The following is a 22,781-nucleotide window of genomic DNA, read 5'->3' as shown; positions in this document are numbered from 1 at the left end:
TCGGATCGGCCGTCATTTTGCACAGAATCCTGTGCCGTCATCTACTTCTTGGTCTTCTCGGCGACGTCGTCGTTGGACAGCGCGGCGATGAAGGCCTCCTGGGGCACCTCGACCCGCCCGACCATCTTCATCCGCTTCTTGCCCTCCTTCTGCTTCTCCAGCAGCTTGCGCTTACGGCTGATGTCGCCGCCGTAGCACTTGGCGAGCACGTCCTTGCGGATGGCGCGGATGTTCTCGCGGGCGATGATGCGGCTGCCGATCGCGGCCTGGATCGGCACCTCGAACTGCTGGCGCGGGATGAGCTTGCGCAGCTTCTCGGCCATCGACACACCGTAGGCGTACGCCTTGTCTTTGTGCACGATCGAGCTGAACGCGTCGACCTGCTCGCCCTGCAGCAGGATGTCGACCTTGACGAGGTCGGCGACCTGGTCGCCGTCGGGCTCGTAGTCCAGGGAGGCGTAGCCGCGGGTGCGCGACTTGAGCTGGTCGAAGAAGTCGAAGACGATCTCGGCCAGCGGCAGCGTGTACCGCATCTCGACGCGCTCGGGGCTCAGGTAGTCCATGCCGAGCAGGGTGCCGCGGCGCTGCTGGCACAGCTCCATGATCGCGCCGATGAACTCACTCGGCGCCAGGATGCCCGCGCGCACCACCGGCTCGCGGACCTCCTTGATCTTGCCGGTCGGAAACTCGCTGGGGTTCGTGACGTCGACCAGGGAGTTGTCCTCCATCGTCACGTCGTACTCCACGTTCGGCAGCGTCGAGATGAGGTCGAGGCCGAACTCCCGCTCCAGGCGCTCGCGCACGATCTCCAGGTGCAGCATGCCGAGGAAGCCCACGCGGAAGCCGAACCCGAGCGCCGCCGAGGTCTCCGGTTCGTAGACCAGCGCCGCGTCGTTGAGCTTGAGCTTGTCGAGGGCGTCGCGCAGCAGCGGGTAGTCGGAGCCGTCGATGGGGTAGAGCCCGGAGAAGACCATCGGGCGCGGGTCGCGGTAGCCGCCGAGGGCGTCCTTGGCCGGTTTGGCCTGGTTGGTGATCGTGTCGCCGACCCGAGACTGACGCACGTCCTTGACGCCGGTGATGAGGTAGCCGACCTCCCCCACGCCCAAGCCCTTGCTCGGCACCGGCTCCGGCGAGATGACGCCGATCTCCAACAGCTCGTGGGTGGCCTTGGTGCTCATCATCGCGATGCGCTCGCGCGGGTTGAGGTTTCCGTCGACCACCCGCACGTAGGTGACGACGCCGCGGTAGGTGTCGTAGACGGAGTCGAAGATCATCGCCCGGGCGGGGGCGTTCGGGTCGCCCACCGGCGGCGGGATCTGCTTGACGATCTCGACGAGCAGCTCGTCGACTCCCGCTCCGGTCTTGCCGGAGACCTTGAGGCAATCCTCGGGATCGACGCCGATGAGCCCGGCGAGTTCGGCGGCGAACTTCTCCGGCTGCGCGGCCGGCAGGTCGATCTTGTTGAGCACCGGGATGATCGTCAGGTCGTTCTCCATCGCCAGGTACAGGTTGGCCAGCGTCTGGGCCTCGATGCCCTGCGCTGCATCGACGAGCAGGATCGCGCCCTCACAGGCCGCCAGCGAACGGGACACCTCGTAGGTGAAGTCGACGTGGCCCGGGGTGTCGATCATGTTGAGCACATACGGCTGCCCGTCGAGCTCGTACGGCATCCGCACGGCCTGGCTCTTGATGGTGATGCCGCGCTCGCGCTCGATGTCCATGCGGTCGAGGTACTGCGCGCGCATGGCCCGGTCCTCGACGACGCCCGTCTTCTGCAGCATGCGGTCGGCCAGCGTCGACTTGCCGTGGTCGATGTGGGCGATGATGCAGAAGTTGCGGATGCGCTCCGGCGGCGTGGCGTGGGGCTGCAGGACGTCGGTCACGGGAACGCGGTTACCTCAAAGTCGGGGGCGGGTGGTCGCCCTCCAGTCTTTCACGCTTTGCCACCCCCCTCATCCACCCCCGCCGTCCACCCCGGCTAGGGGGCGGTGCGGGCCACGAAGGTGGCCAGTCGGGTCATGGCCTCGTCGACGTCCGCGGTGGCGCCGGCGACGCTGAGGCGGAACCAGCGGGACCCGTCGAGCGGGCTGTCGACGCCCGGGCGGTGGGGGGCGAAGTCGACGCCGGGGGTGATCGCGACGCCGGTCTCGTCGAGCACTTCACGGCACCAGGCGGTGGAGTCGCGCGTGAGGTGCGAGATGTCGGCGTAGGCGTAGAACGCGCCGTCGGCGGGCGCCCAGGTGCGCACGCCGAGCTCGGGCAGGCGGGCCAGCACGTGATCCCGGTTCACCCGGTAGCGGGCGACGTGGCCGTCCAGCTCGAGCTTCGCCTCCGGGCCGAAGGCCTCGACGGCGGCGACCTGCCCCAGCGCCGGCGCGCAGATGTGCAGGTTGCCGAGCAGCAACTCGACCGTCCGCACGAGGGGCGTCGGAAGCACCGCCCAGCCGATCCGCCATCCGGTCATCGAGTAGTACTTCGACAGCGATCCGACGAGCACCCCGGAGCGGGAGGTCTGCCACGCGCTGCTCGCGGGCTCGGTGAACGTGATGCCGTGGTAGATCTCGTCGCTGACGAGCAGCACGCCGTTCTCTTCGCACCAGGTGGCGATGGCGGCAAGCTCGGCGTCGGTGATGAGGGTGCCGGTCGGATTGGCCGGGGAAGCGACGATGAGCCCGGCGGGCGGGGCACCGGCCTGCGCGGTCCACTCCGCCAACATCTCCACCGTCGGCTGGAAGCGCTGCTCCGGGCCGCAGTCGAGTTCGACGACGCGCACGCCGAGCGCCTGCAGCGTGTTGCGATAGGCCGGGTAGCCGGGGCGGGTCATGAGCACCACGTCGCCGGGGTCGAAGGCCGCCAGGAAGATCGCGGTGAAGGCCCCCGACGAGCCCGGAGTGATCGCGACGCTCGCCGGGTCGACGTCGATGCCGTAGGCGCTCAGGTAGTGCGCGGCAATCGTCTCTCGCAGCGCCGCCACGCCCATCGCGTCGGTGTACCCGTGGGGCGCGTCGCCGGACAGCTCGCGGGCGGCGGCTTGGCGCACGGCCACCGGCGCCGGGGTGGAGGGTTGGCCCGCGCACATGGTGATGACGTCACCGTGAGTGCGGGCGCGTTGATTGGCGGCCTTGAGCAACTCCATGACGTGGAACGGCTCGACCTGGCCACGCTGCGACAACGGGGAGCGACTCACCCGTCCCATCTTGCCTCGTCCCTATCGGCGGGCGACGCCGGTCCTCTACGCTGAGCGCCCATGGACCTGAGCAGCCTGGGCCGGGCACTGGCTGACACGGCGCGCAATCTCGGCATGGCGGCCCTGCGCGGCGCGGCCGACGGCGCCCGCCGCTCCGCCACCCCCAGCGGGCGCAACACCCGGCGCATCAACGGCACCCGATCCAGCAACCGGCGCCGGCCGCGCCCCTCCCCCAAACATCCCGCACCAGCGGGCCCCGATGGCCTGCGCTGCGGACCGGACTACGTCGGCCGCCCACCGACCTCCTACTCCCCCAGCCCCAATGGCGTCGCCGACCCCGGCGAGATCGTCTGGGCCTGGGTGCCGTTCGAGGAGGACCACTCCCAGGGCAAGGACCGGCCGACTCTCATCATCGGCCGCGACGGCTCCTGGCTGCTGGCCCTGCCGGTCACCAGCAAGGACCACGACCGCGACGAGGCTCAGGAGGCCCGTGCCGGCCGCTTCTGGCTCGACCTCGGCTCCGGCGCGTGGGACCGCAACGGACGGGAGAGCGAGGTGCGGCTCGACCGCATCGTGCGGCTCGCCCCGCAGGCCGTGCGCCGCGAAGGCGCCACCCTGCCGCGACCCCTCTTCGAGGAGGTCCTCGTGGAGGTCAACCGGCACGCCTCCTGAGCGAACGTAACGACGCCCCCAACGACAACGGGCCCCACCAGTGCGGTGAGGCCCGTTGTCGTGGCGCGGTGTCAGTCGTCCTAGCGGTCAGTCCAGGTAGTCGCGCAACACCTGCGACCGGCTGGGGTGGCGCAGCTTGCTCATCGTCTTGGACTCGATCTGGCGGATCCGCTCGCGGGTCACGCCGTAGACCTTGCCGATCTCGTCCAGCGTCTTCGGCTGCCCGTCGGTGAGGCCGAACCGCATCGAGACGACGCCAGCCTCCCGCTCCGACAGGGTGTCGAGCACCGAGTGCAGCTGCTCCTGCAGCAGCGTGAAGCTGACCGCGTCGGCGGGCACGACCGCCTCGGAGTCCTCGATGAGGTCACCGAACTCGGAGTCGCCGTCCTCGCCCAGGGGGGTGTGCAGCGAGATCGGCTCGCGGCCGTACTTCTGCACCTCGACGACCTTCTCCGGGGTCATGTCGAGCTCTTTGGCCAGCTCCTCCGGGGTGGGCTCGCGGCCCAGGTCCTGCAGCATCTGGCGCTGTACGCGGGCGAGCTTGTTGATGACCTCGACCATGTGCACCGGGATGCGGATGGTGCGGGCCTGGTCGGCCATCGCGCGGGTGATCGCCTGCCGGATCCACCACGTGGCGTACGTGGAGAACTTGAACCCCTTGGTGTAGTCGAACTTCTCGACGGCGCGGATGAGACCGAGGTTGCCCTCCTGGATGAGGTCCAGGAACAGCATGCCGCGACCGGTGTAGCGCTTGGCGAGGGAGACCACGAGCCGCAGGTTGGCCTCGAGCAGGTGGTTCTTGGCGTTCTTGCCGTCTTGGGCGATCCACCACAGGTCACGCTTGAGCTGCGGCTCGACCTCCTCACCGGAGTTCAGCTTCTCTTCGGCGAACAGGCCGGCCTCGATGCGCTTGGCGAGCTCGACCTCCTGTTCGGCGTTGAGGAGCGCCACCTTGCCGATCTGCTTGAGGTAGTCCTTGACCGGGTCGGCCGTCGCACCCGCCGTGACGACCTGCTGGGCCGGCGCGTCGTCTTCGTCGTCCTCGCGGAGCACGAAGCCGGACTCTTCGCTGCCCTCGCTGCTGGTCTGACCCGCCTGGGCCTCCTTGCCGCGAGCGCCGCCGCGCCGGGACGTCGAGGCCCGGGCGGGGGTACCGGACGTCTCGCCGGCATCGCCGTCGGACTCATCGCCGTCATCGGCCCCGTTGCTGTCGTCGTCAGCGTCGCTGTCGACGTCGACGACCGCCTCGTCGGCTTCGAGCTCGGTGATGTCCGGGTCGACGTCCTCGTCCTCGGTGGACTCGTCGTCGCCGGCCTTGGCCTCGTCCTTCTTGGCGGCACTCTTCTTGGTCGTCTTCTTCGCCGGAGCCTTGGCCGCGGACTTGGCCGTCTTCGTAGCTCGTTTGGCGGTGCTCTTACGTGCTGCCGGGCTCTGCGCCGCCTCGCTGCTGTCGTCGTCGCCGTCGCCCGCGCCCGACTTGGCCGCCGTGGCGCTCGTCTTGGCGGCGGCCCGCTTCGTCGTGCGGGCAGCCGTTGTCTTGGCGGCGCCCGTAGGCGCCGCAGCGGCGGCCGGCGTACTAGCCCCGTCGGCATCGTCGGCCGCTGCGGAGGTCGCCTTGGTCGTCGCTGTGCTCGTCACGCTGCTCTTCACCGCGCTCCTGGTCGCGGCGTTCTTCGTCGCGGCGCCGCTGCGCTTGGCCGCCGAGCGCCGGCCCTTGGTCGCAACCACCTGCTCGGCGTGCTCGGTGCCGAGTACGACGTGCACACCGGCGCCGTCGAGGGCGCGCAGCACCGCCTTCTGCCGCGAAGGCGTCAGGTCGACGGCCTCCAATGCGGTCTTCAATTCGTAGCTGTCCACGCTGCCGCGCACCGCGCCGAGCCGAATGAGCTCTTGAAGCGCTGGGTGCGAGAACTCTGCGGGCAGCGAGGCCGGCAGGTCGCCGCCTTGGGTCGATCGTGCGGTAGTGGAACTGTTCGCCACGTGCTGCACCGACACCTTTCTAACGCTGGATTGTGCCGACCGGTGTGGTCCCAGGGTCACGAGTTGGGACCAGCGGGACACACCAAATACTCCGCCAGGCGGAGCATTCTTCAGTCGGGATGGGAGTCTGAGAGCGTTTCCCGCGCCATCGGGTAACGCCAACCACCTACCATTGTAATTCCTCGCGGCGTGTCGCGCCGCATCCCACGCGCTCCGGCGCTGCACCCTCGGCTTCCCGCTGGGGCAGCCACGCCGTATCGGCCCAGGTCAGCGATCCGTGGCGCACTGTGGCTCGGTCGAACAAGTGACTTGATCGGTTGCCTTGGTGACGAGCGCATCGCTGGTGGATCGGTGGCTGGACGCGACGATTTCAGTCGTTCTCGTCGGCCTTGACGGCCAACACCGGGCAGTTGGCCTCCAGCAGAATCCGCTGCGCGTTCGAGCCGAGCAGCAGCTTGCCGACCGGGGTGCGCCGGCGCAGACCGATGACGATGAAGTCGGCGTCCGTCTCGTTGGCCACCTCGATGAGGTCTTCCGCCGGCTCGTTGCCACGCACGAACTGCCGCTCCTCGTGCTCGATGCCGGCACCCTCGAGGTCGACGTGCACCTGCTCCAGCAACTCCTGAAACCGGCGGGCATCTTCGGCTTGCATGTCGCGACCACCACGTGCCGAACTGACGACGATGAGCTTGGCCGAACGCAGCCGGCATTCCTGCGCCGCCCGGCGCAGGGCCGCGCGCCCTTCGCGCGTTGGCACGTACCCGACAACAACGGTCATCAGTGACCCCCTACTCGATGCCTACCCGCGCCGGTCACCCGGCGCGAGTCTCCAAGCACGGTAGCCGATAACGGGGCCAACACCACGTCGGCGGTGAGGCCGCAACCGTCCGTGTCTAACCGGCGAGCTCGGTGGTGGCCGTCTGCCGCAGCTGATGTGGCGGCAGGTAGGCCCGGACGGCGGTCAGCAGCAGTTGGGCCAGGGCGTATTCGGGTTGCAGAGCCAGAGCCAGTTGGAGCGCCTCGCCGGCCAACGCGGTGTTGCCGGCCAGCCACGCGCACGTGCCCAAGCCGGTGAGCACCGGCGCGCGGTCGGGGTGCGGCGTCGACTGCGTCAAGACCAGCAGGCGTTGTTCCAGGTGCTTGGCGCTGACCGCGTCCCGCGGCCCGAACGTCGCCAGCGCCCGGCCCCGCACATAGGCCGGCATGTCCTTGTCCGGCACCCGATAGACCGGATTGAGCCAGCCGAAGATCTCGTCGCGTAGGGTCCGATCGGCCAGCGCGTACACCGCCACCGCCACGGTCAGCGGATCCAACTCACCCAGAACCCCCTCGCCCATGCCGTCGTCTGCGGTGCCGTCGGGGTTGCCGGCGCCATCGGTGGGCGCCGCGACCAGCGCCGGCGCCAACACGCGCCGCCAGGCGGCGAACGCGCCGTCGACATCGCGCAATCGCATCAAGCCCCCCGGCCCGAACGAGAGGCCGCGCCACAGGCTGGCGTCATCCCAACGCTGGACGAGCAGTGCGTCGGTCGCCGCGATGTCACCGCAGGTGGCCCGCAGCATCACGGCGATATCGGTGCGGGAGGCCAGCGGGGCGCTGCCCTCGATCATGAACTCGGCGACGCCGGGCACGTCGGCCTCGGCCGGCACCTGGCCGCTCTCGACGACCCGCCCCCGCACGATCCGCCGCCACCGGCCCTCACAGACCAGCACGGTGTCGACGATGTCCAGGTCGAGCTCTTCAGCGACCTCGTGCAGCTGGGTCTCGACGCCCGCGGCGTGCCCGCCGTGCTCGTCGAACGCGAACACCATGGCGGCCGGGCAGTGCTGCGCCAGCGCAGTCATCGCCCGCTCCAGCTCGTCGACGTCCTCCGGGGACATCGGCGCGCCGGGCGGCGGCAGGTCGTACCGCAGGGTCGGCCCGATGCGGTTACCCGTCAAGCCGAGCACCACGATGCTCTGAGCAGGATGAAAACCGAGGAGATGTGGGATCAGCACGATGAGGTCGGCGATGTCGCGGGCTCGGGCGACGGGCTCAGGACGGGCGGGGCCGGGGGCGGCGGAGAAGGCTTGCGTCATGGCAGGCAGCCTGGCGCGAAGGAGGGTGGTGGCGCAGAAATCGCGACGGCCGCCTGTGGATGGACCGCAGCGGCGGGACCCCCTTGTGGATAAGGGATCCCGCCGCCGCAGCGCGCCTCGCCGAGGGCCTGCGAGCCCGGTCAGTCGGACGACAGCTCGCCGCGCACGACCTCACCGGGCAGGGGTTTGTCTTGCGCGGGGAACTCCTTGCGCACGTGGTCGGCGATGCGGCGGATCATGAAGCTGTCGAGCCCGGCGCCCAGCGCGCCGCCCGCCAACGGGATGCCGCGCCCCAGTTTGGTCAGCGACTTGCGGCCGAGCTGGGTCAGGACGCGGAAGCCGACTCCCTTGTTGACGGCCATGAGCAGCGGCCCGGGCAGGCGCTGGGTGGCGAACGTGGCCAGACGCCCGCTGGCCCCGGCATATCCGGCCTTCTGCAGCACATCACCGGCGTCGGCGCCGACCAGCGACAGCAGAATGGCGGAGCGGACCGAGGGCTTGTCGACGTCGTAGCCGCGCACCGCGGCGATCGACGCCGCCATCCGAGTGGCCAGCAGGTAGAAGCCGACGACGTTGGCCGGCAGCGCGACCGGCAGCGTGATGAATCCGCCCAGGCCGGTGACGAAGCCGGCGGCCGCCGCGAGCTTGGTGTGTTCCTTGACGATGTCGGCGATCGCCTTCTCCTGGTCGGCGTGCCGACCACTGGCCGTCTGCGCGACCTGGCCTGCTGAGTCGAACGTGCCTTTGCCGTCGATCCCGACATCGAGCAGCCGCTGGACGAGGCCAGACGCGGCGTTGGCCAGCGCACCCTCGGGCTCCTGTCGCGGCACCGGCTGTTGAGCCGGCTGCTCGTCCTTGCCGAGGAAATCGAAGATCCCCACGTTGTCTCCTCACCGTTGTGAACAGGGGGCGGTTCTGCCCCGGTCGCGAACCGGTCCCGCCGGGTTCACATCTTCCCTCAGTGCCCGCCGGGCCACGATGTCATGCGTGGCTCGGGTTGGGGTCACAGTTGCATTCCGGTCGAAACGCCCACAAGTGTGGGCGACGTAGCCTGAGGCGACGCCGCACCAGGAGCCTGCTCGAGGGCCTGGGCGCGCCGGCACCGGCCAGGACGGCCGCGAGCGGAGGACCGAAGATGGGCAGCGACGAGGTCATCGACAAGGCGCGCAGCGGCGCCCGGCAGGCCAACGACCATCCGGTCGTGCAGGCGATGGCGCGGGTCGGTTACGCGGCCAGCGGGCTCATCCACCTGCTCATCGCGTGGCTCGCCCTGCAACTCGCCTTGGGCTCACGCGGCGAGTCCGCCGACCAGTCCGGGGCGGTGGAGCTGCTGCAGGACCTGCCCATGGGGCAACCGCTGCTGTGGGTGCTGGCCGCGGGCTTCGCCGGTCTGGCGCTGTGGCAGGTGACGGAGGCGATCGGCGGCTGGCACGGCGACGGTAAGGAGGCGGTGTTCAGCCGGCTCAAAGCGACCGGCAAGACCGGCGTGTACCTCGCGCTCGGCTGGACGTGCGCGACCGTGGCCCGCGGCCACAACACCGACAGCCAGGACCAGTCCGCGCAGACGACCGGGGAGCTGCTCAAGCTGCCCGGGGGCATGATCCTCGTCGGCATCATCGGCGTCGCCGTCGTCGGGATCGGCGGCTACCACGTGGTCAAGGGCGCCCGCCGCTCGTTCCTGCAGGACCTCGTCAAGGATCCCGGCGATGTCGCCGAGTTCGCCGGAGCCGTCGGGTACATCGCCAAGGGGATCGCGCTCGTCGTCGTCGGTGGGCTGTTCGGCCTGGCCGCGGCGACCGACCGGGCGTCGGAGTCGACCGGACTCGGCGGCGCGCTCACGTGGATCCTGGAGCAACCCTTCGGGCCGTGGCTGCTCGGCGCGGTCGCCCTCGGGCTCGCCGGCTATGGCGTCTACAGCTTCTTCCGGGCGCGCTACACCAAGGTGTAGCGCAAGGTCGGGCGGGCTGGTCGGGCGGGTCACTGACCCCGGCCGGTCTCCTCCCGAAGGAACGCCTCGAACTCGGCCCCGAGCTGATCGGCGGTGGGCACACGGCCGTCGTCGTCCAGCAGCGCCTGCGCCGGGCTGGGCTCCTCGGTGCGGTTGTCGTACTGCTCTTCCAGCGTCGAGACCAGCTCGGCGGCGTCGGGCGACCCCTCCAGCTCCGCAGCGACCACCGCGAGCGTCTCCTGTGCAGCCGACTCCAGGGCTTGACCGTCGATGACCAGGCCCGTCTGGCTCAGCACACAGTTCAGGGCCGTGACCGCCGCCGGTGCGTAGTCCGATTGCGCCAGATAGTGCGGCACGTGCACGGCGTACCCGCAGGCGTCGGCGCCCTGCTCACCGAGCCGCAGTTCCAACAGGCCGGAGACCGAGCCGGGCACCGTCACCTCCCCGATGATCGACCGGTGGCCCTCGCGACGCTCCTCCCGGTTGGCGTGGAACGAGGCCCCGAGCGGGCGGGTGTGCGGCACCGCCATGGGGATGCCGTGCGCGCTGATGACCAGTTCGACGCCCAGCATCGCGATGAGTCGCCGCACGGCCTCCACGAAGCGCTCCCACTGGAAGTCGGGCTCGGGCCCGGCCAGCAGGAGGAAGGGCCTACCCTCGTCGTCCCGCAGCCGGTACACGGCCAAGACCGGGTCGTCGTAGGCCGACCAATGGTCGGCGGCGAAGGTCATCAGCGGTCGGCGGCCGCGGTAGTCGAGCAACTGGTCGATGTCGACGGTGGCGACGACCTGGTGTTCGCGTTCCATGAGGTGGCGCACCAGCAAGCCCTGGGCCGAGCCGGCGTCGAAGAAGCCGGACAGGGCCACGACGAGCACGGGCGCCGCCGCGTGCGCCGGGTCGATGTCCGTCTCGAAACGGATCAGCCCGTCGGGATCCAACACCGTGTCCTCCTTCACGAACACTCTGCCTCAACGAACAACCGGGCATCGGGGGCGTTAACGCCGACCCGTCACATCGATGTTCCCACCTGTGCCCACGGACAGGCTGTGATGCGCGTCCTCGACGCGGTCCATGGCGGTGAAGATCCGTTTCGGCGACACCGGATGAGCCGTGCCGAGGCGCTGCGCGAAGAGGCTGACCCGCAACTCCTCGATCATCCAGCGCAACGCGGCCACGTCGGGAGCGCCACGCTCATCGGCCGGGAGTTGTGCCACCAGCTTGTCGAATTCGTCCTGCACCCCGGCGACGGTCTCGCGCCGTTGGGCGTCGCGGCCTAGGTCCTGGGGGGCCTTGTCGAGACGCTCGAGCATCGCCGCGAGGTAGCGCGGCAGGTGGCGCAGCTGCGCGGCGCCGGTCTGCGCGACGAAACCGTCGTGGATGAGGCCGTCGAGTTGGGCGCGCAGGTCGGCCTTGAGGGGGGCCGCGGCGGGGCTGGTCAGCGCGTCGAGGCCCAGGCGCACCGCGAGGGCGCGGTCCAGGGTCGGTTGGACCTGCTCGACGAGGTCCAGCACCGTCGGCACGATGCGCTGCTTGACGGCCGCCAGAGTCGCCTCGTAGTCGTCGCGGGTGCGCAGCCCCGATGGGCCGGCGCTGGTCTGCTCGGCGACGATCTGGTCGACAGCGGCCGCGAGGATGTCGTCGAGCAACTTCTGCACACTGCCGTGTGGGTTATTGCCCAGCGCCAACTTCTGCGCGTTGGTCATGAGCCCGAGAATCCGCTTCCACGGGACGGTTGTGTTGAGCAGCAAAAGTCGCCGCACCCCGGCGCGTGTCGCCGCCTCCTGCAAAGCGGGCGTCGCGAGCACCTTGACAGCCACGCTGCCGCCCTCGTCGACGAGCGCCGGAAAACCCTGCACGACGCGGTCACCACGGCGTCGTTCGAACGTCGCCGGCAGCTCGCCCGACTCGCCCAGGTTCCAGTCGGTCAGGCCGCTGCGTTCCAGGCCCGCGTCCGCGGCGGCAGTCGCCATCGTCGTGGCCATCGACACCGCCAACTGCTGCTGCAGCGCGGCGAGGTCCTTGCCTTCGGCGAGCGTCCGCCTCCCCGCGCCTCGGCCCCTGCCTCGGCCGCGCCCTCGTGGTCGTCCGCCCCCGGCGTCGGCGCTCGCACCCGGACCGTCGATGCGGAACGTCATCCGCAGGTGGTCGGGCACGGCGTCGAGGTTCCAGTCACCGGGTGGCACCCGGTGACCGGTGGCGATGTACAGGCCGCGAGCCAACTCGTCGACGAGCCGCCCGCCGGCCGGGTCTGCCTCGACGAGGGCGGCGCGGGCCCGGTCGGGGGCCGGCACGAAGTGCTTACGGGTGGCCTTGGGCAGCGCCCGCACGAGCGCGATCGCCAGCTCCTCCCGCAGACCCGGCACGAGCCAGTCGAATCCGACGTCGCGCACCTGGTTGAGCTGCTCGATGGGGATGTGGCAGGTCACGCCGTCGGCGTCGGCGCCGGGCTCGAACTGGTAGGTGAGCCGCAATCGGAGGTCGCCCTGCTCCCAGACCTGCGGATACGCGGCGGCGTCGATCCCTTGCGCGGCGGCCTCGTTGACGAGCAGCTCTTCGGTGAACGTCAACAGGTCGGGCTGCTCGCGGCGGGCCTGCTTCCACCAGCTGTCGAAGTGGGCGCCGGAGACGACGTGGTCGGGGATGCGCTCGTCGTAGAACTCCACGAGCGTCTCGTCGTCGACGAGGATGTCGCGCCGCCGTGCCCTGGACTCCAGCTCGGCGAGGGAGTCGATGAGCTTGCGGTTGTCGTGAAAGAAGCGGTGCGGGGTGTCCCAGTCGCCTTCGACGAGGGCGTTGCGGATGAACAGGTCGCGGCTGGTCACGGGGTCGATCGAGCCGAGGGCGACCGTGCGGTCGGCGATGAGCGGCACCCCGTAGAGGGTGACGCGTTCGCTGGCGATCGCCCCGGCGCGGCTGCGGCTCCACCGCGGCTCGCCGTACTGGCGCTTGACGAGGTGCGACGCCGCGGCTTCCACCCATTCGGGGTTGGTCAGGGCGTTGGTACGCGCCCACAACCGGGTCGTCTCGACGAGTTCGGCGCTCATCACCCAGTCGGGCGGCTTGCGGAACAGCGTGGAGCCGGGCTGGATGGCGAACCGGGCCCCGCGCGCTCCGAGGTAGTCGCGGCGGTCGGGATCACGCAGCCCGATGTGCGAGAGCAGCCCGGCGAGCAGGCTGCGGTGTACCGCGTCGGCGTCCACCGCGTTCTGCGTATGCGCTGACTCGTTCTGCGTATGCGCTGACTCCCAGTGCAGGTCGAGGTCTTTGGTCGCCTGCCGCAGTTGGGCCACGAGGTCCTGCCACTCACGGATCCGCAGGTAGTGCAGGTACTCGTCGCGGCACATCCGCCGAAACGCGCTGCCGGACAGCTCCTTCTGCTTGCCGCGCACGTAGCGCCACAGGTTGAGGATCGAAACGAAGTCGGAGTGCTCGTCGCGGAAGCGGGCGTGCTGCTGATCGGCCTGGGCCTGCTTCTCGGAGGGCCGTTCGCGCACGTCCTGGATCGACAGGGCCGCGACGATGACCGCGACATCGGGCAACACACCGTTGCGATCTGCCTCCAGCAGCATCCGCCCCAACCGAGGGTCGACGGGCAAGCGCGCCAACCGCCGCCCGATGGGCGTCAATCGCTTGCGCGGGTCGGGCTGTTCGGGGTCGATCGCATTGAGTTCGTGCAGCAGCCGCACGCCGTCGGCGACCATGCGGGAGTCGGGCCGGTCGACGAACGGGAAGCGGCTCAGGTCGCCCAGGCCCAGGCTGGTCATCTGCAGGATGACGCTGGCGAGGTTGGTGCGCAGGATCTCGGGGTCGGTGAACTCGGCGCGCTGCTCGAAGTCGTCTTCTGCGTAGAGCCGGATCGCGATGCCGTCGGCGACGCGGCCGCTGCGGCCGGAGCGTTGGGCGGCGCTGGCCTGGCTGATCGGCTCGATCGGCAGCCGCTGCACCTTCAGGCGCTGGGAGTAGCGGGAGATGCGGGCGGTGCCGGCGTCGACGACGTAGCGGATGCCGGGCACGGTCAGCGATGTCTCGGCGACGTTGGTGGCCAACACGACTCGCCGCCCGGGGTGCCGCGAGAACACCCGGTGCTGATCGGCGGCCGACAGGCGGGCGTACAGCGGCAGGATCTGCGTGCCGGGCAGGTTGAGGCTCGCGAGGGCGTCCGCGGCGTCGCGGATCTCCCGCTCGCCGGAGAGGAACACGAGGATGTCCTCGCCGCCACCATCGCGGGCCCGATCGGCCGAACCGGTCTCGGTCCACAGCTCCTCGACGGCCTCGACGATGCCGGTGACCTGGTCGATCTCGACGTCCTCGGGCTGCCCTCCGGGCTTGGCGCTGCGCTGCTGGCGCACCAGCGGCCGGTACCGTATCTCGACCGGATAGGTGCGCCCGGAGACCTCCACGATGGGCGCCGGGCGACCGTTCGTCGCGAAGTGATTGGCGAACTTCTCGGGGTCGATGGTCGCGGAGGTGACGATCACCTTGAGGTCGGGGCGGCGCGGCAGCAGCTGCTTGAGGTAGCCGAGGATGAAGTCGATATTGAGGCTTCGTTCGTGCGCCTCGTCGATGATGATGGTGTCGTAGCGGCGCAGGTCGCGGTCGCGTTGCAGCTCGTTGAGCAGCACCCCGTCGGTCATCACCTTGACGAGCGTGTCGCGGCTGGAATGGTCCGTGAAGCGCACCTGGTAGCCGACCTGTTGGCCGAGCTCGACGTCGAGTTCATCAGCGATGCGCTCGGCGACCGATCGGGCCGCGATCCGCCGCGGCTGGGTGTGCCCGATCTGCCCGGCGACGCCGCGGCCCAGGTCGAGGCAGATCTTGGGGATCTGCGTCGTCTTACCCGAGCCGGTCTCGCCGGCGATGATGACGACCTGATGGTCGCGGATCGCCGCGGCGATGTCCTCGCGGCGGGCGCTGACCGGCAGCTCCTCGGGGTAGGTGACGTGCAGGCCCTGGGCTGCGGCGCGGCGCCGGGTCACTTGCTCGGCCTGGGCCATGCGGCGAGCGGCGTCCCGAGCCGGGCGCGGGTCCCGGGCCGGGCTCGCCTCCCGATTCGAGCGCCCCGACCGGCCCGAGCGGGCAGCCCGGTTCGACCGGCGTTCGGTCCCTCGGTTCGCAGGGTTGGGCATCCCCTCAGGGTAGGCGCCGGGCGCAACCGAGTTGGACACCGATTCGACACCGAGGCCAGAGGTCGGCGCCGCGGCGCCGGGCGTGCGGTGCCGGCCGGTTCGACCCCCTCCGGTTGCTGCCGAGCCCCCTAGCGAGTACGTTCTTAACTGGATCCAGTCCAGATGATGGAGTAGTGCCGATGATGACGACGCCCCGCCCCGACGCCGCAGCCACGCTGCGCGACGCGGGTCTGCGCGTCACCCGCCCGCGCGTCGCCGTCCTCGATGAGCTGTGGCAACGACCGCACACCGACGCCGAGGCGATCTCCGCGGCGGTGCGCACCCGCCTGGGCAAGGTGAGCAAGCAGGCGATCTACGACGTGCTCTACGCGCTGAACGGCGCCGGGATCGTGCGCCGCATCGAGCCCGCCGGCTCGCCCGCCCTCTTCGAGTTGCACCGCGGCGACAACCACCACCACCTCGTCTGCCGTGGCTGTCGCGCCGTGATCGACGTCGAATGCAGCGTCGGGCAGGCACCCTGCCTCGACCCGGCCCAGACCCACGGCTTCGCCGTCGACGAAGCCGAGGTCGTCTTCTGGGGCCTGTGCCCGGCCTGCTCAGCGGCCGCCACACCGGCTCCGATCACCCCCGGCGTCACCGACCCGACGCCCCCCGCATGTCCCAAATGAGGCACGTTACGAAGGAGCAAAACCCATGGATGTCGCAGGTCCCCGCCAATCCCCCGGAGACACCAAGCCGTTGACGACGGTCGCCGGTGCGCCGGTCTGGGACGGCCAGAACAGCCTGACGGCCGGGCCGCGCGGCCCGATGCTGCTGCAGGACGTCTGGTTCCTGGAGAAGCTGGCCCACTTCGACCGCGAGGTGATCCCCGAGCGCCGGATGCACGCCAAGGGCTCCGGTGCCTACGGCACGTTCAAGGTCACGCACGACATCAGCCAGTACACGTGCGCGCAACTGTTCAGCCAGGTCGGCAACGAGTGCGAGATGTTCATTCGCTTCTCGACGGTCGCCGGAGAGCGCGGCGCGGCCGACGCCGAGCGCGACATCCGCGGCTTCTCGGTGAAGTTCTACACCGAGCAGGGCAACTGGGATGTCGTGGGCAACAACACGCCGGTCTTCTTCTTCCGCGACGCGCTGAAGTTTCCCGACCTCAACCACGCGGTCAAGCGCGACCCCAAGACCAACCTGCGCTCGGCCGAGAACAACTGGGACTTCTGGACGAACCTGCCCGAGGCCCTGCACCAGGTGACGATCGTCATGTCCGACCGAGGCATTCCCGCCTCCTACCGGCACATGCACGGGTTCGGCTCGCACACCTTCTCCATGTACAACGACCAGGGCGAGCGGTTCTGGGTCAAGTTCCACTTCCGCACCCAGCAGGGCATCAAGAACCTCACCGACGCGCAAGCCGCCGAGCTCATCGGGTCCGACCGCGAGTCGCACCAGCGCGACCTCTTCGAGTCCATCGAGACCGGCGACTTCCCGCGCTGGAAGCTGTTCATTCAGGTCATGCCGGAGACGGACGCCGAGAAGGTGCCCTACCACCCGTTCGACCTGACCAAGATCTGGCCCAAGGCCGATTACCCGCTCATCGAGGTCGGCGAGTTCGAGCTGAACCGCAACCCGGAGAACTACCACCTGGACGTCGAGCAGGCCGCATTCAACCCGGCCAATGTGGTGCCGGGCATCGGCTTCTCCCCCGACCGGATGCTGCAGGGTCGACTGTTCTCCTACGGCGACGCTCAGCGGTACCGCCTCGGGGTCAACCACCACCAGATCCCGGTGAACTCCCCGCGCGCCGCGAACAACGTCAACTCGTTCCACCGCGACGGCGCGATGCGGATCAGCCAGGGCCCGACCCCGGCGATCAACCCCAACTCCTACGGTCGTTGGGAGGACCAGCCGCAATACCGCGAGCCGGGCCTGAAGATCGACCCCTACGCCGACCGGTTCGACCACCGGGAAGACGACGAGGACTACTTCGCCCAGCCGGGCGTGCTCTTCCGCGAGAAGATGACCGCCGAGCAGCAGCAGGCGCTCTTCGAGAACACCGCCCGCGCCATCTCCGGCGCCTCGGTGGAGACCATCGAGCGGCACATCGCCAACTGCACCAAGGCCGACCCAGCGTACGGCGCGGGCGTGCGGGCGGCGATCGAGGCCCTGGGCCGCGACGCCATCGCGACTCCCGGGCCCAATTCCGATGAGACCGACAACCCGGTCACCGGCACGACCGAAGAGGAGTTCGTCAAGGCCGGCGCCTGAGGTCGGCGCTGACAACGCGGCACGCGGCCGTCATCGATTCGTCGGTGGCGGCCGCGTCGCGTATCCCCCGGGAGAACCACCGGGTTTGTCAGACTGGCAGGCATGGACCGTCCGGTGCTGGCCCCCGTCGAACAGCGCGTGCTCGGGGCGCTCCTGGAGAAGGAGGTCACGGTCCCGGGCAGCTATCCGCTGAGCCTCAACGCGCTGCGCACGGCATGCAATCAGAGCACGAGCCGCGACCCGGTCACCGACTACGCCGACACCGAGTTGGAGCGCGTGGCCCGCGACCTCAAGGAGCGCGGGCTGCTGCGCATCGTCTGGGCGGGTAAGGGCTCGCGCGCGCTGAAGTTCCACCAGCTGCTGGCCGACGCCCTCGGCCTCGCCGACGACGAGCGCGCCCTGCTGACCGTGCTGTTGTTGCGGGGGCCGCAGTCCGCCGGTGAGCTCAAGACGCGCACCGAGCGCCTCTTCTCGTTCGCGGACCGCGAGCAGGTGCAGGCGTGCCTGCAGCGCCTGGCCGAGCGCGCCGATCCGCTCGCCGCGCAGCTGGAACGCCAAGCGGGGCAACACGATCCGCGGTGGGCGCACCTGCTCGGACCGGTCCCGGCCGCGGCCACCCCGCAGGCCACCGCGCAGCTGCCGGCCGTCGACCGCGACACGGTCATCGCCGAAGGACCCGCGGCGCGCGACGACCGGGTGCGCGCGACCTACGGCCTGGTCGCCGACGCTTACGCCGAGAACTACGGGGAGGAGCTGATCCACAAGCCCTTCGACCGCTGGCTGCTCGAGCGGGTCGCCGAGGAGTCCGGAGGCGGACCGGTCGCCGACGTGGGCTGCGGCCCGGGCCACCTGGCGGCCTTCCTCGCCGACGCGGGCGCCGACGTCACCGGGGTCGACCTGGCACCGGAGATGGTGGCGCGGGCCCGCGCCGACTACCCCGACCTGACGTTCGAGGTGGGCGACTACACCCGGCTGTTGCGTCCGCCGCGGGCGCCGGGTTGGGCGGCGATCATCGCCTGGTACTCCCTCGTGCACCTGGCCGGCTCCGAACTGCCCGGTGCCGTCGCGGCGCTGGCCCGCACGCTGGACTCCGGCGGGCAGCTGGCGTTGGCCGTGCACCTCGGCGACGAGGTGCGGCACCTCACCGACTGGTGGGGGCACGAGGTCGACGTGTCGTTCGTGCTGCACGACCCGCAGGCGGTGCGCGACGCCGTGAGCGCCGCCGGGCTTGTCATCGACGAGTGGTACATCCGCGGTCCGCTGGCCGACGTCGAGTCCGAGGTGCCGCGGCTCTACGTGCTGGCCCACAAGGAGTCGCGCTCGTGAGTTCGGCGACGACCGGTCGCCGCCGATGGATCGCCGCCGCGGGCTCGACGACGCACCCGATCGCTCTCCTGCCGGGGGCGCTCATCGGCGCGGGTGCGGTTTTCCTGTTCTGGCTGATGATCGACCCGCCGGGGTACGCCTGCCTCGTCGCGGGTCTGGCCGGGGCGTGGTGGACCGACCGCACGGGCCGCTCCCGGCGGTTGTGCACCGACCTGCTGCTCATCGCCATCGCGCTGACCGGCATCAGCTTCATCAGCCTGCACGCGGACATCTCCAACGCGGGCATGCTGCGGTTCACGCTCGCTCTGGGTTGGGCCGTGGTCGTGCCGTACGCGATCAGCCGATGGGTCTACAAGGAGCACGCGATTCGGTTTCCGTGGGGCCTGGGGCGCTGGAGCCGGGCGATGTGGACCTATCTGGTCATCGTCATCTTCGCGGCCTACCTCATCCTGCCGTTCTACTTCCTGACCAGCGGGGTGTACACCAACTGGCCCGCGGTCGTGGAGACGCACGAGATCGTGCGCCTGTTCATCGGCGTCAACGCGGTGGGCCTGTGGGACGAGTTGTTCTTCATCTGCACCTGCTACGTGCTGTTCATGCGGCACTTTCGCCCGGTCGTGGCGAACGTGTTGCAGGCGAGCATCTTCGTCTCGTTCCTGTGGGAGCTGGGTTACCAGTCGTGGGGCCCGTTCCTGACCATCCCGTTCGCGCTCATCCAGGGCCTGATCTTCTCCTGGACCAAACAGAACCTGCTCTACGTCGTCGTCATTCACCTGCTCTTCGACGCCGTCGTCTTCCTGGTCATCGTGCACGCCCACCACCCCCAGGCGCTCCCGATCTTCCCGCTCGTCCACGGCTGGTAAAGGTAGACGGCGCTGGCCCCTCGGACGGGACACACTGCACCGCAACGGGACACGCCTGAACCGGTCTGGGCACACCTGACAAGGCGTGTCCAGAAGAGTCAAGGCGTGTCCCGTTGCAACGGCCCGTGTCCCGTCGCGCGGGCGGCGTCACGAAGCCATGTTGGACCAACACACGGTAGTATTCTTGGTGTGGTCTACCGGGTGAACATCACGAACAAGGCGACCAAGGCCATCGCCAGGCTGCCGCGGCCGGCACAGGAGCGCGTGGCCGAAGCGATCCTGGCCCTTGCCGACGATCCTCGACCGGTCGGCTGCAAGAAGCTGGTCGGCGACGATCGGTGGCGGCTACGCGTCGGCAACTACCGGGTGCTTTACACGATCGACGACGGACAACTGACCGTCGTCGTGGTCCGGGTGGGTCACCGGCGCGAGGTCTACAAGTGAGGAGGCGCAGATGAAGCTCATCCCTGTCAGCGAGGCCAAGGCCCGGTTGACCGAACTCGTCAAGAGCAGCAAGGACGACGACGTGGTCTTGCTGCGGTACGGCCGACCAGCGGCGGTGCTGATGTCCACGGATCGCTACGACGCACTGATGGAGCGTCTGGAGGACCTTGAGGACTCCCTCGCGATCGCTGACGCGGCCGGCGAGGAGACGGAGCCAGCGGCGGGCGCCTTCGCTCGGCTGGGATTGCGTGTCCCTGAACGGGCGTGACGAGGCAGGTCGCACCGCGAGCGGCTAGGCGCTCCGCGCAACATGCTTCGCGGAGCGCCTAGCCGCGTGCGTGACGCGCATCGCTCAAAGCCTCAGGTCGACGGGTTCGGATTCGAGGGCCAGGACGGCGAAGACGGGTTCGTGGACGCGCCAGAGCGGTTCACCGGCGACGAGGCGGCGCAGCGACTCCAGGCCGAGGGCGTACTCGCGCAGCGCAGCGGAGCGCTTGCGACTCAGGTTGCGCTCCCGCAGGCGTGCCAGATTGGCCGGGCGCAGGTAGCCCGGGCCGTAGATGATCCGCAGGTACTCCGGACCGCGCACCTTCAGGCCCGGCTGCACGAGGCCCTTCGTGCCGCGCACGCAGTTGGCCAGCGGTTTGACGACCATCCCCTCGCCGCCGGCGTCGACCAGCGCCTGCCACCAGGCGATCCCCTCGGCGACCCGGTCGTCATCGCGGGTGTCGACGACGAGGCGCCGGGTGCGGCGCACCAGCCCCGGATCGGCGTCGGCCAGGCGGTCGGCGATCCCCAGGTGCCACAGGTGGTCGCGGTCCTCGAACGTCGCGCCCTGCGCCGCGAGCACCTGGAACGGCGCCACGTGCACCCCCTCCAGTCCGTCCGTGGGCCAGGCGTAGCGGCGCCACGCCTCGTCGTAGGCGGCCACATCCTGCGCCTGGTCACGCAGGCGCGTCGTGAGGTCGGCGACGTCCAGACCCCGCTGAGCGGCGGCCTCCAGGACGTCGACGGCTGCGGGCAGGGCGAGGCGGCCGGCGGCCCCGACGGCGGCGTACTGCTCGCGCAGCAGCCCGTCGGCCTTCAGCGACCAGGGCAGCAGTTCGGCGTCGAGCAGCAGCCAGTCCGAACCTACTTCGTCGAACAGCCCGGCCTTGTCGACGGCCGCCCGGAGGCGGTCGAGCAGTTGCGTCGTCAGCGGCGCGGGCAGGAAGGCGCGGCCCGTGCGGGTGTAGATCGACCCGCCGTCGGCGCGCAGGTACACGACGGCCCGCGAGCCCATGTGCTTCTCCTCGCAGACGACCTCGCGGACACCCCAGGCGGCGTACTGGCTGAACGCCTGCGCCGGGTGCTCCAGGTAGCCGTCGCGGGTCGAGGTTGCGACCGGCGACATCGTCGGCGGCAGGTAGGGCACCTCGCGCGGGTGCAGCGCGAACCGGCTCATCACCTCCAGGGCACCGGCGGCGGACTGCTCGGGGATCGCGATGCGGCCCATGTGGGCTGTCTCGACGTGGCGGCGGCCCAGCACGTCGTCGAGCCGGAGTTCGTCGTCGAGCCGCTCCTCACCGGAGGCGGCGCGGGCCGGCCCGAGCGGACGCGCCGGTTCGTAGTAGGTCGCCCGGGCGGGGACCTGCACGCTCTCCTTCTCCGGATAGCGCAGCGCCGACAGCGCCCCGCCGAAGACCGCGCCGGTGTCGAGGCAGATCGTGTTGTTGACCCACTCCAGCTCGGTCGTCGGGGTGTGCCCGTAGACGACGAGCGCCGCGCCGCGGTACTCGGTGGCCCACGGGTAGCGCACCGGCAGGCCGTACTCGTCGGTCTCCCCCGTCGTGTCGCCGTAGAGCGCGAAGCTGCGCACCCGCCCAGAGGCGCGTCCGTGGTAGGCCTCCTTGAGGCCGGCGTGGGCGACGACCAGACGGCCGGCGTCGAGCTGCAGGTGCGCGACGAGCCCGTCACACCACTCCAACACTTCTGTGCGGAACTCTTCGGGTTCGGCCGCGAGCTGCTCGAGGGTGGTCTCCAGGCCGTGGCTGACCTTGACGTCGCGGCCGCGCAGGGCGCGCACGAGCTTGGCCTCGTGGTTGCCGGGCACGGCGAGGGCGTGCCCGGCGGCGTGCATCCCCATCGCGAGGCGCAGCACGCCGACCGAGTCGGGGCCGCGGTCGACGAGGTCGCCGACGAACACGACCCGGCGGCCCTGCGGGTGCTGCGCGTCGACCGCGCGACCGGTGGCACCCCGGGTCACCTGATAGCCGAGCAGGTCGAGCAGTTCGAGGAGTTCGGGCAGGCAGCCGTGCACGTCGCCGACGATGTCGAACGGGCCGTGCTGGTCGCGCAGGTCGCTGCGCAACGGGTCGCGCACGATCCTCGCGGCGTCGACCTCCACCTGGCTGCGCAGCACGTGCACGACGCGGAAGCCCTCGCGACCCAGGCCCTTGAGGGAGCGCCGCAGCTGCGCTTGGTGGCGGCGCACGACCCCGTCGCCGAACTGTCGGTCGGGCCGCTCGCGGTTGCGGTCGATGGCCAGTTTCTCGCCGACGTCCAGGACGATCGCGACCGGCAACACGTCGTGCTGGCGCGCGAGGGTGACGATCTGCGCGCGGGCGTCCTTGGTGAGGCTCGTGGCGTCGACGACGGTCAGCAGTCCACGGTCCAGCCGCTTGCCGGCGATGTAGCCGAGCACGTCGAAGGCGTCGCGGGTGGCGCTCTGGTCGTTCTCGTCGCCGGAGACCAGGGCGCGGCACGCGTCGGAGCTGAGCACCTCGTGCGGCTCGAACGCTCTCGCGGCGAACGTCGACTTGCCGGAGCCGGAGACGCCGACGAGCGCGACGAGGCTCAGCGCCGGGAGGTGCAGGTCGGTCATGGGGTTCTCCGTGGGAACTCGATGCGAGTGAG

At 70.1% G+C, this 22,781-nt stretch carries 17 protein-coding genes; 8 read left to right on the top strand and 9 right to left on the bottom strand.

Annotated elements, in window-relative coordinates:
• Positions 1–41: 41 nt before the first annotated feature.
• Positions 42–1,883: a translation elongation factor 4 gene (lepA, locus tag KILIM_RS01760; protein ID WP_006590890.1), complete on the bottom strand. Its 1,842-nt coding sequence runs from the start codon at positions 1,881–1,883 to the stop codon at positions 42–44.
• A 95-nt stretch (positions 1,884–1,978) separates the two neighbouring features.
• Complete coding sequence (locus KILIM_RS01755; RefSeq protein WP_006590889.1) at positions 1,979–3,196, bottom strand: aminotransferase class I/II-fold pyridoxal phosphate-dependent enzyme; 1,218 nt, start codon at positions 3,194–3,196, stop codon at positions 1,979–1,981.
• A 51-nt stretch (positions 3,197–3,247) separates the two neighbouring features.
• On the opposite strand from KILIM_RS01755, the gene KILIM_RS01750 reads away from it, so the two are divergent.
• Entirely contained in the window at positions 3,248–3,859 is a 612-nt protein-coding gene (locus KILIM_RS01750) for a type II toxin-antitoxin system PemK/MazF family toxin (RefSeq protein ID WP_006590888.1), read from the top strand.
• An 87-nt stretch (positions 3,860–3,946) separates the two neighbouring features.
• Here the strand turns inward: KILIM_RS01750 and KILIM_RS01745 are convergent, their stop codons facing one another.
• From KILIM_RS01745 to KILIM_RS01730, 4 genes are all read right to left on the bottom strand, one after another.
• The gene (locus KILIM_RS01745) at positions 3,947–5,848 is read right to left on the bottom strand and encodes an RNA polymerase sigma factor (protein WP_006590887.1); all 1,902 of its coding nucleotides are present in this window, start codon (positions 5,846–5,848) and stop codon (positions 3,947–3,949) included.
• Positions 5,849–6,209: 361 nt separating this feature from the next.
• Positions 6,210–6,617 carry a universal stress protein gene (locus KILIM_RS01740; RefSeq protein WP_006590886.1) on the bottom strand — a complete coding sequence of 136 codons (408 nt, stop codon included), beginning with the start codon at positions 6,615–6,617 and terminating at the stop codon, positions 6,210–6,212.
• A gap of 115 nt (positions 6,618–6,732) precedes the next feature.
• The gene (locus tag KILIM_RS01735) at positions 6,733–7,917 is read right to left on the bottom strand and encodes a DUF4192 domain-containing protein (RefSeq protein ID WP_006590885.1); all 1,185 of its coding nucleotides are present in this window, start codon (positions 7,915–7,917) and stop codon (positions 6,733–6,735) included.
• 140 nt (positions 7,918–8,057) lie between these two features.
• Positions 8,058–8,798 (bottom strand): EcsC family protein, encoded by a 741-nt coding sequence (locus KILIM_RS01730; RefSeq protein ID WP_006590884.1) that lies wholly within the window; start codon positions 8,796–8,798, stop codon positions 8,058–8,060.
• 254 nt (positions 8,799–9,052) lie between these two features.
• Between KILIM_RS01730 and KILIM_RS01725 the strand changes: the two genes are divergently transcribed.
• On the top strand, positions 9,053–9,865 hold the full coding sequence (locus tag KILIM_RS01725; RefSeq protein ID WP_006590883.1) for a DUF1206 domain-containing protein: 813 nt from the start codon (positions 9,053–9,055) through the stop codon (positions 9,863–9,865).
• A 29-nt stretch (positions 9,866–9,894) separates the two neighbouring features.
• Here KILIM_RS01725 and KILIM_RS01720 read toward each other — a convergent pair whose 3' ends face one another.
• Positions 9,895–10,821: a PAC2 family protein gene (locus tag KILIM_RS01720; protein WP_255247584.1), complete on the bottom strand. Its 927-nt coding sequence runs from the start codon at positions 10,819–10,821 to the stop codon at positions 9,895–9,897.
• Positions 10,822–10,860: 39 nt separating this feature from the next.
• Positions 10,861–14,859 carry an ATP-dependent RNA helicase HrpA gene (hrpA, locus tag KILIM_RS01715; protein WP_006590881.1) on the bottom strand — a complete coding sequence of 1,333 codons (3,999 nt, stop codon included), beginning with the start codon at positions 14,857–14,859 and terminating at the stop codon, positions 10,861–10,863.
• A gap of 311 nt (positions 14,860–15,170) precedes the next feature.
• On the opposite strand from hrpA, the gene KILIM_RS01710 reads away from it, so the two are divergent.
• The 6 genes from KILIM_RS01710 to KILIM_RS01685 all read left to right on the top strand — a co-directional run bounded on the left by KILIM_RS01710 (position 15,171) and on the right by KILIM_RS01685 (position 20,154).
• Positions 15,171–15,659, top strand: a complete 489-nt coding sequence (locus KILIM_RS01710) for a Fur family transcriptional regulator (RefSeq protein ID WP_006590880.1) — start codon at positions 15,171–15,173, stop codon at positions 15,657–15,659.
• A gap of 25 nt (positions 15,660–15,684) precedes the next feature.
• Positions 15,685–17,253, top strand: a complete 1,569-nt coding sequence (locus tag KILIM_RS01705; protein WP_006590879.1) for a catalase — start codon at positions 15,685–15,687, stop codon at positions 17,251–17,253.
• A 102-nt stretch (positions 17,254–17,355) separates the two neighbouring features.
• Positions 17,356–18,579, top strand: a complete 1,224-nt coding sequence (locus KILIM_RS01700; protein ID WP_006590878.1) for a DUF480 domain-containing protein — start codon at positions 17,356–17,358, stop codon at positions 18,577–18,579.
• Complete coding sequence (locus KILIM_RS01695; RefSeq protein WP_006590877.1) at positions 18,576–19,442, top strand: CPBP family glutamic-type intramembrane protease; 867 nt, start codon at positions 18,576–18,578, stop codon at positions 19,440–19,442. Before KILIM_RS01700 ends, KILIM_RS01695 begins: the two co-directional genes overlap by 4 nt.
• Positions 19,443–19,631: 189 nt before the next feature.
• Positions 19,632–19,886 carry a type II toxin-antitoxin system RelE family toxin gene (locus KILIM_RS01690; RefSeq protein ID WP_006590876.1) on the top strand — a complete coding sequence of 85 codons (255 nt, stop codon included), beginning with the start codon at positions 19,632–19,634 and terminating at the stop codon, positions 19,884–19,886.
• A 10-nt stretch (positions 19,887–19,896) separates the two neighbouring features.
• Positions 19,897–20,154 (top strand): type II toxin-antitoxin system Phd/YefM family antitoxin, encoded by a 258-nt coding sequence (locus tag KILIM_RS01685; protein WP_006590875.1) that lies wholly within the window; start codon positions 19,897–19,899, stop codon positions 20,152–20,154.
• Between the two features lie 84 nt (positions 20,155–20,238).
• Here KILIM_RS01685 and KILIM_RS01680 read toward each other — a convergent pair whose 3' ends face one another.
• The gene (locus tag KILIM_RS01680) at positions 20,239–22,749 is read right to left on the bottom strand and encodes a polynucleotide kinase-phosphatase (protein ID WP_006590874.1); all 2,511 of its coding nucleotides are present in this window, start codon (positions 22,747–22,749) and stop codon (positions 20,239–20,241) included.
• Between the last annotated feature and the right edge of the window lie 32 nt (positions 22,750–22,781).

The sequence above is a fragment of the Kineosphaera limosa NBRC 100340 genome (genome assembly GCF_000298215.1).
Taxonomy (GTDB): Bacteria; Actinomycetota; Actinomycetes; order Actinomycetales; family Dermatophilaceae; genus Kineosphaera; species Kineosphaera limosa.
This window is presented reverse-complemented; position numbering and strand designations above follow the sequence as displayed.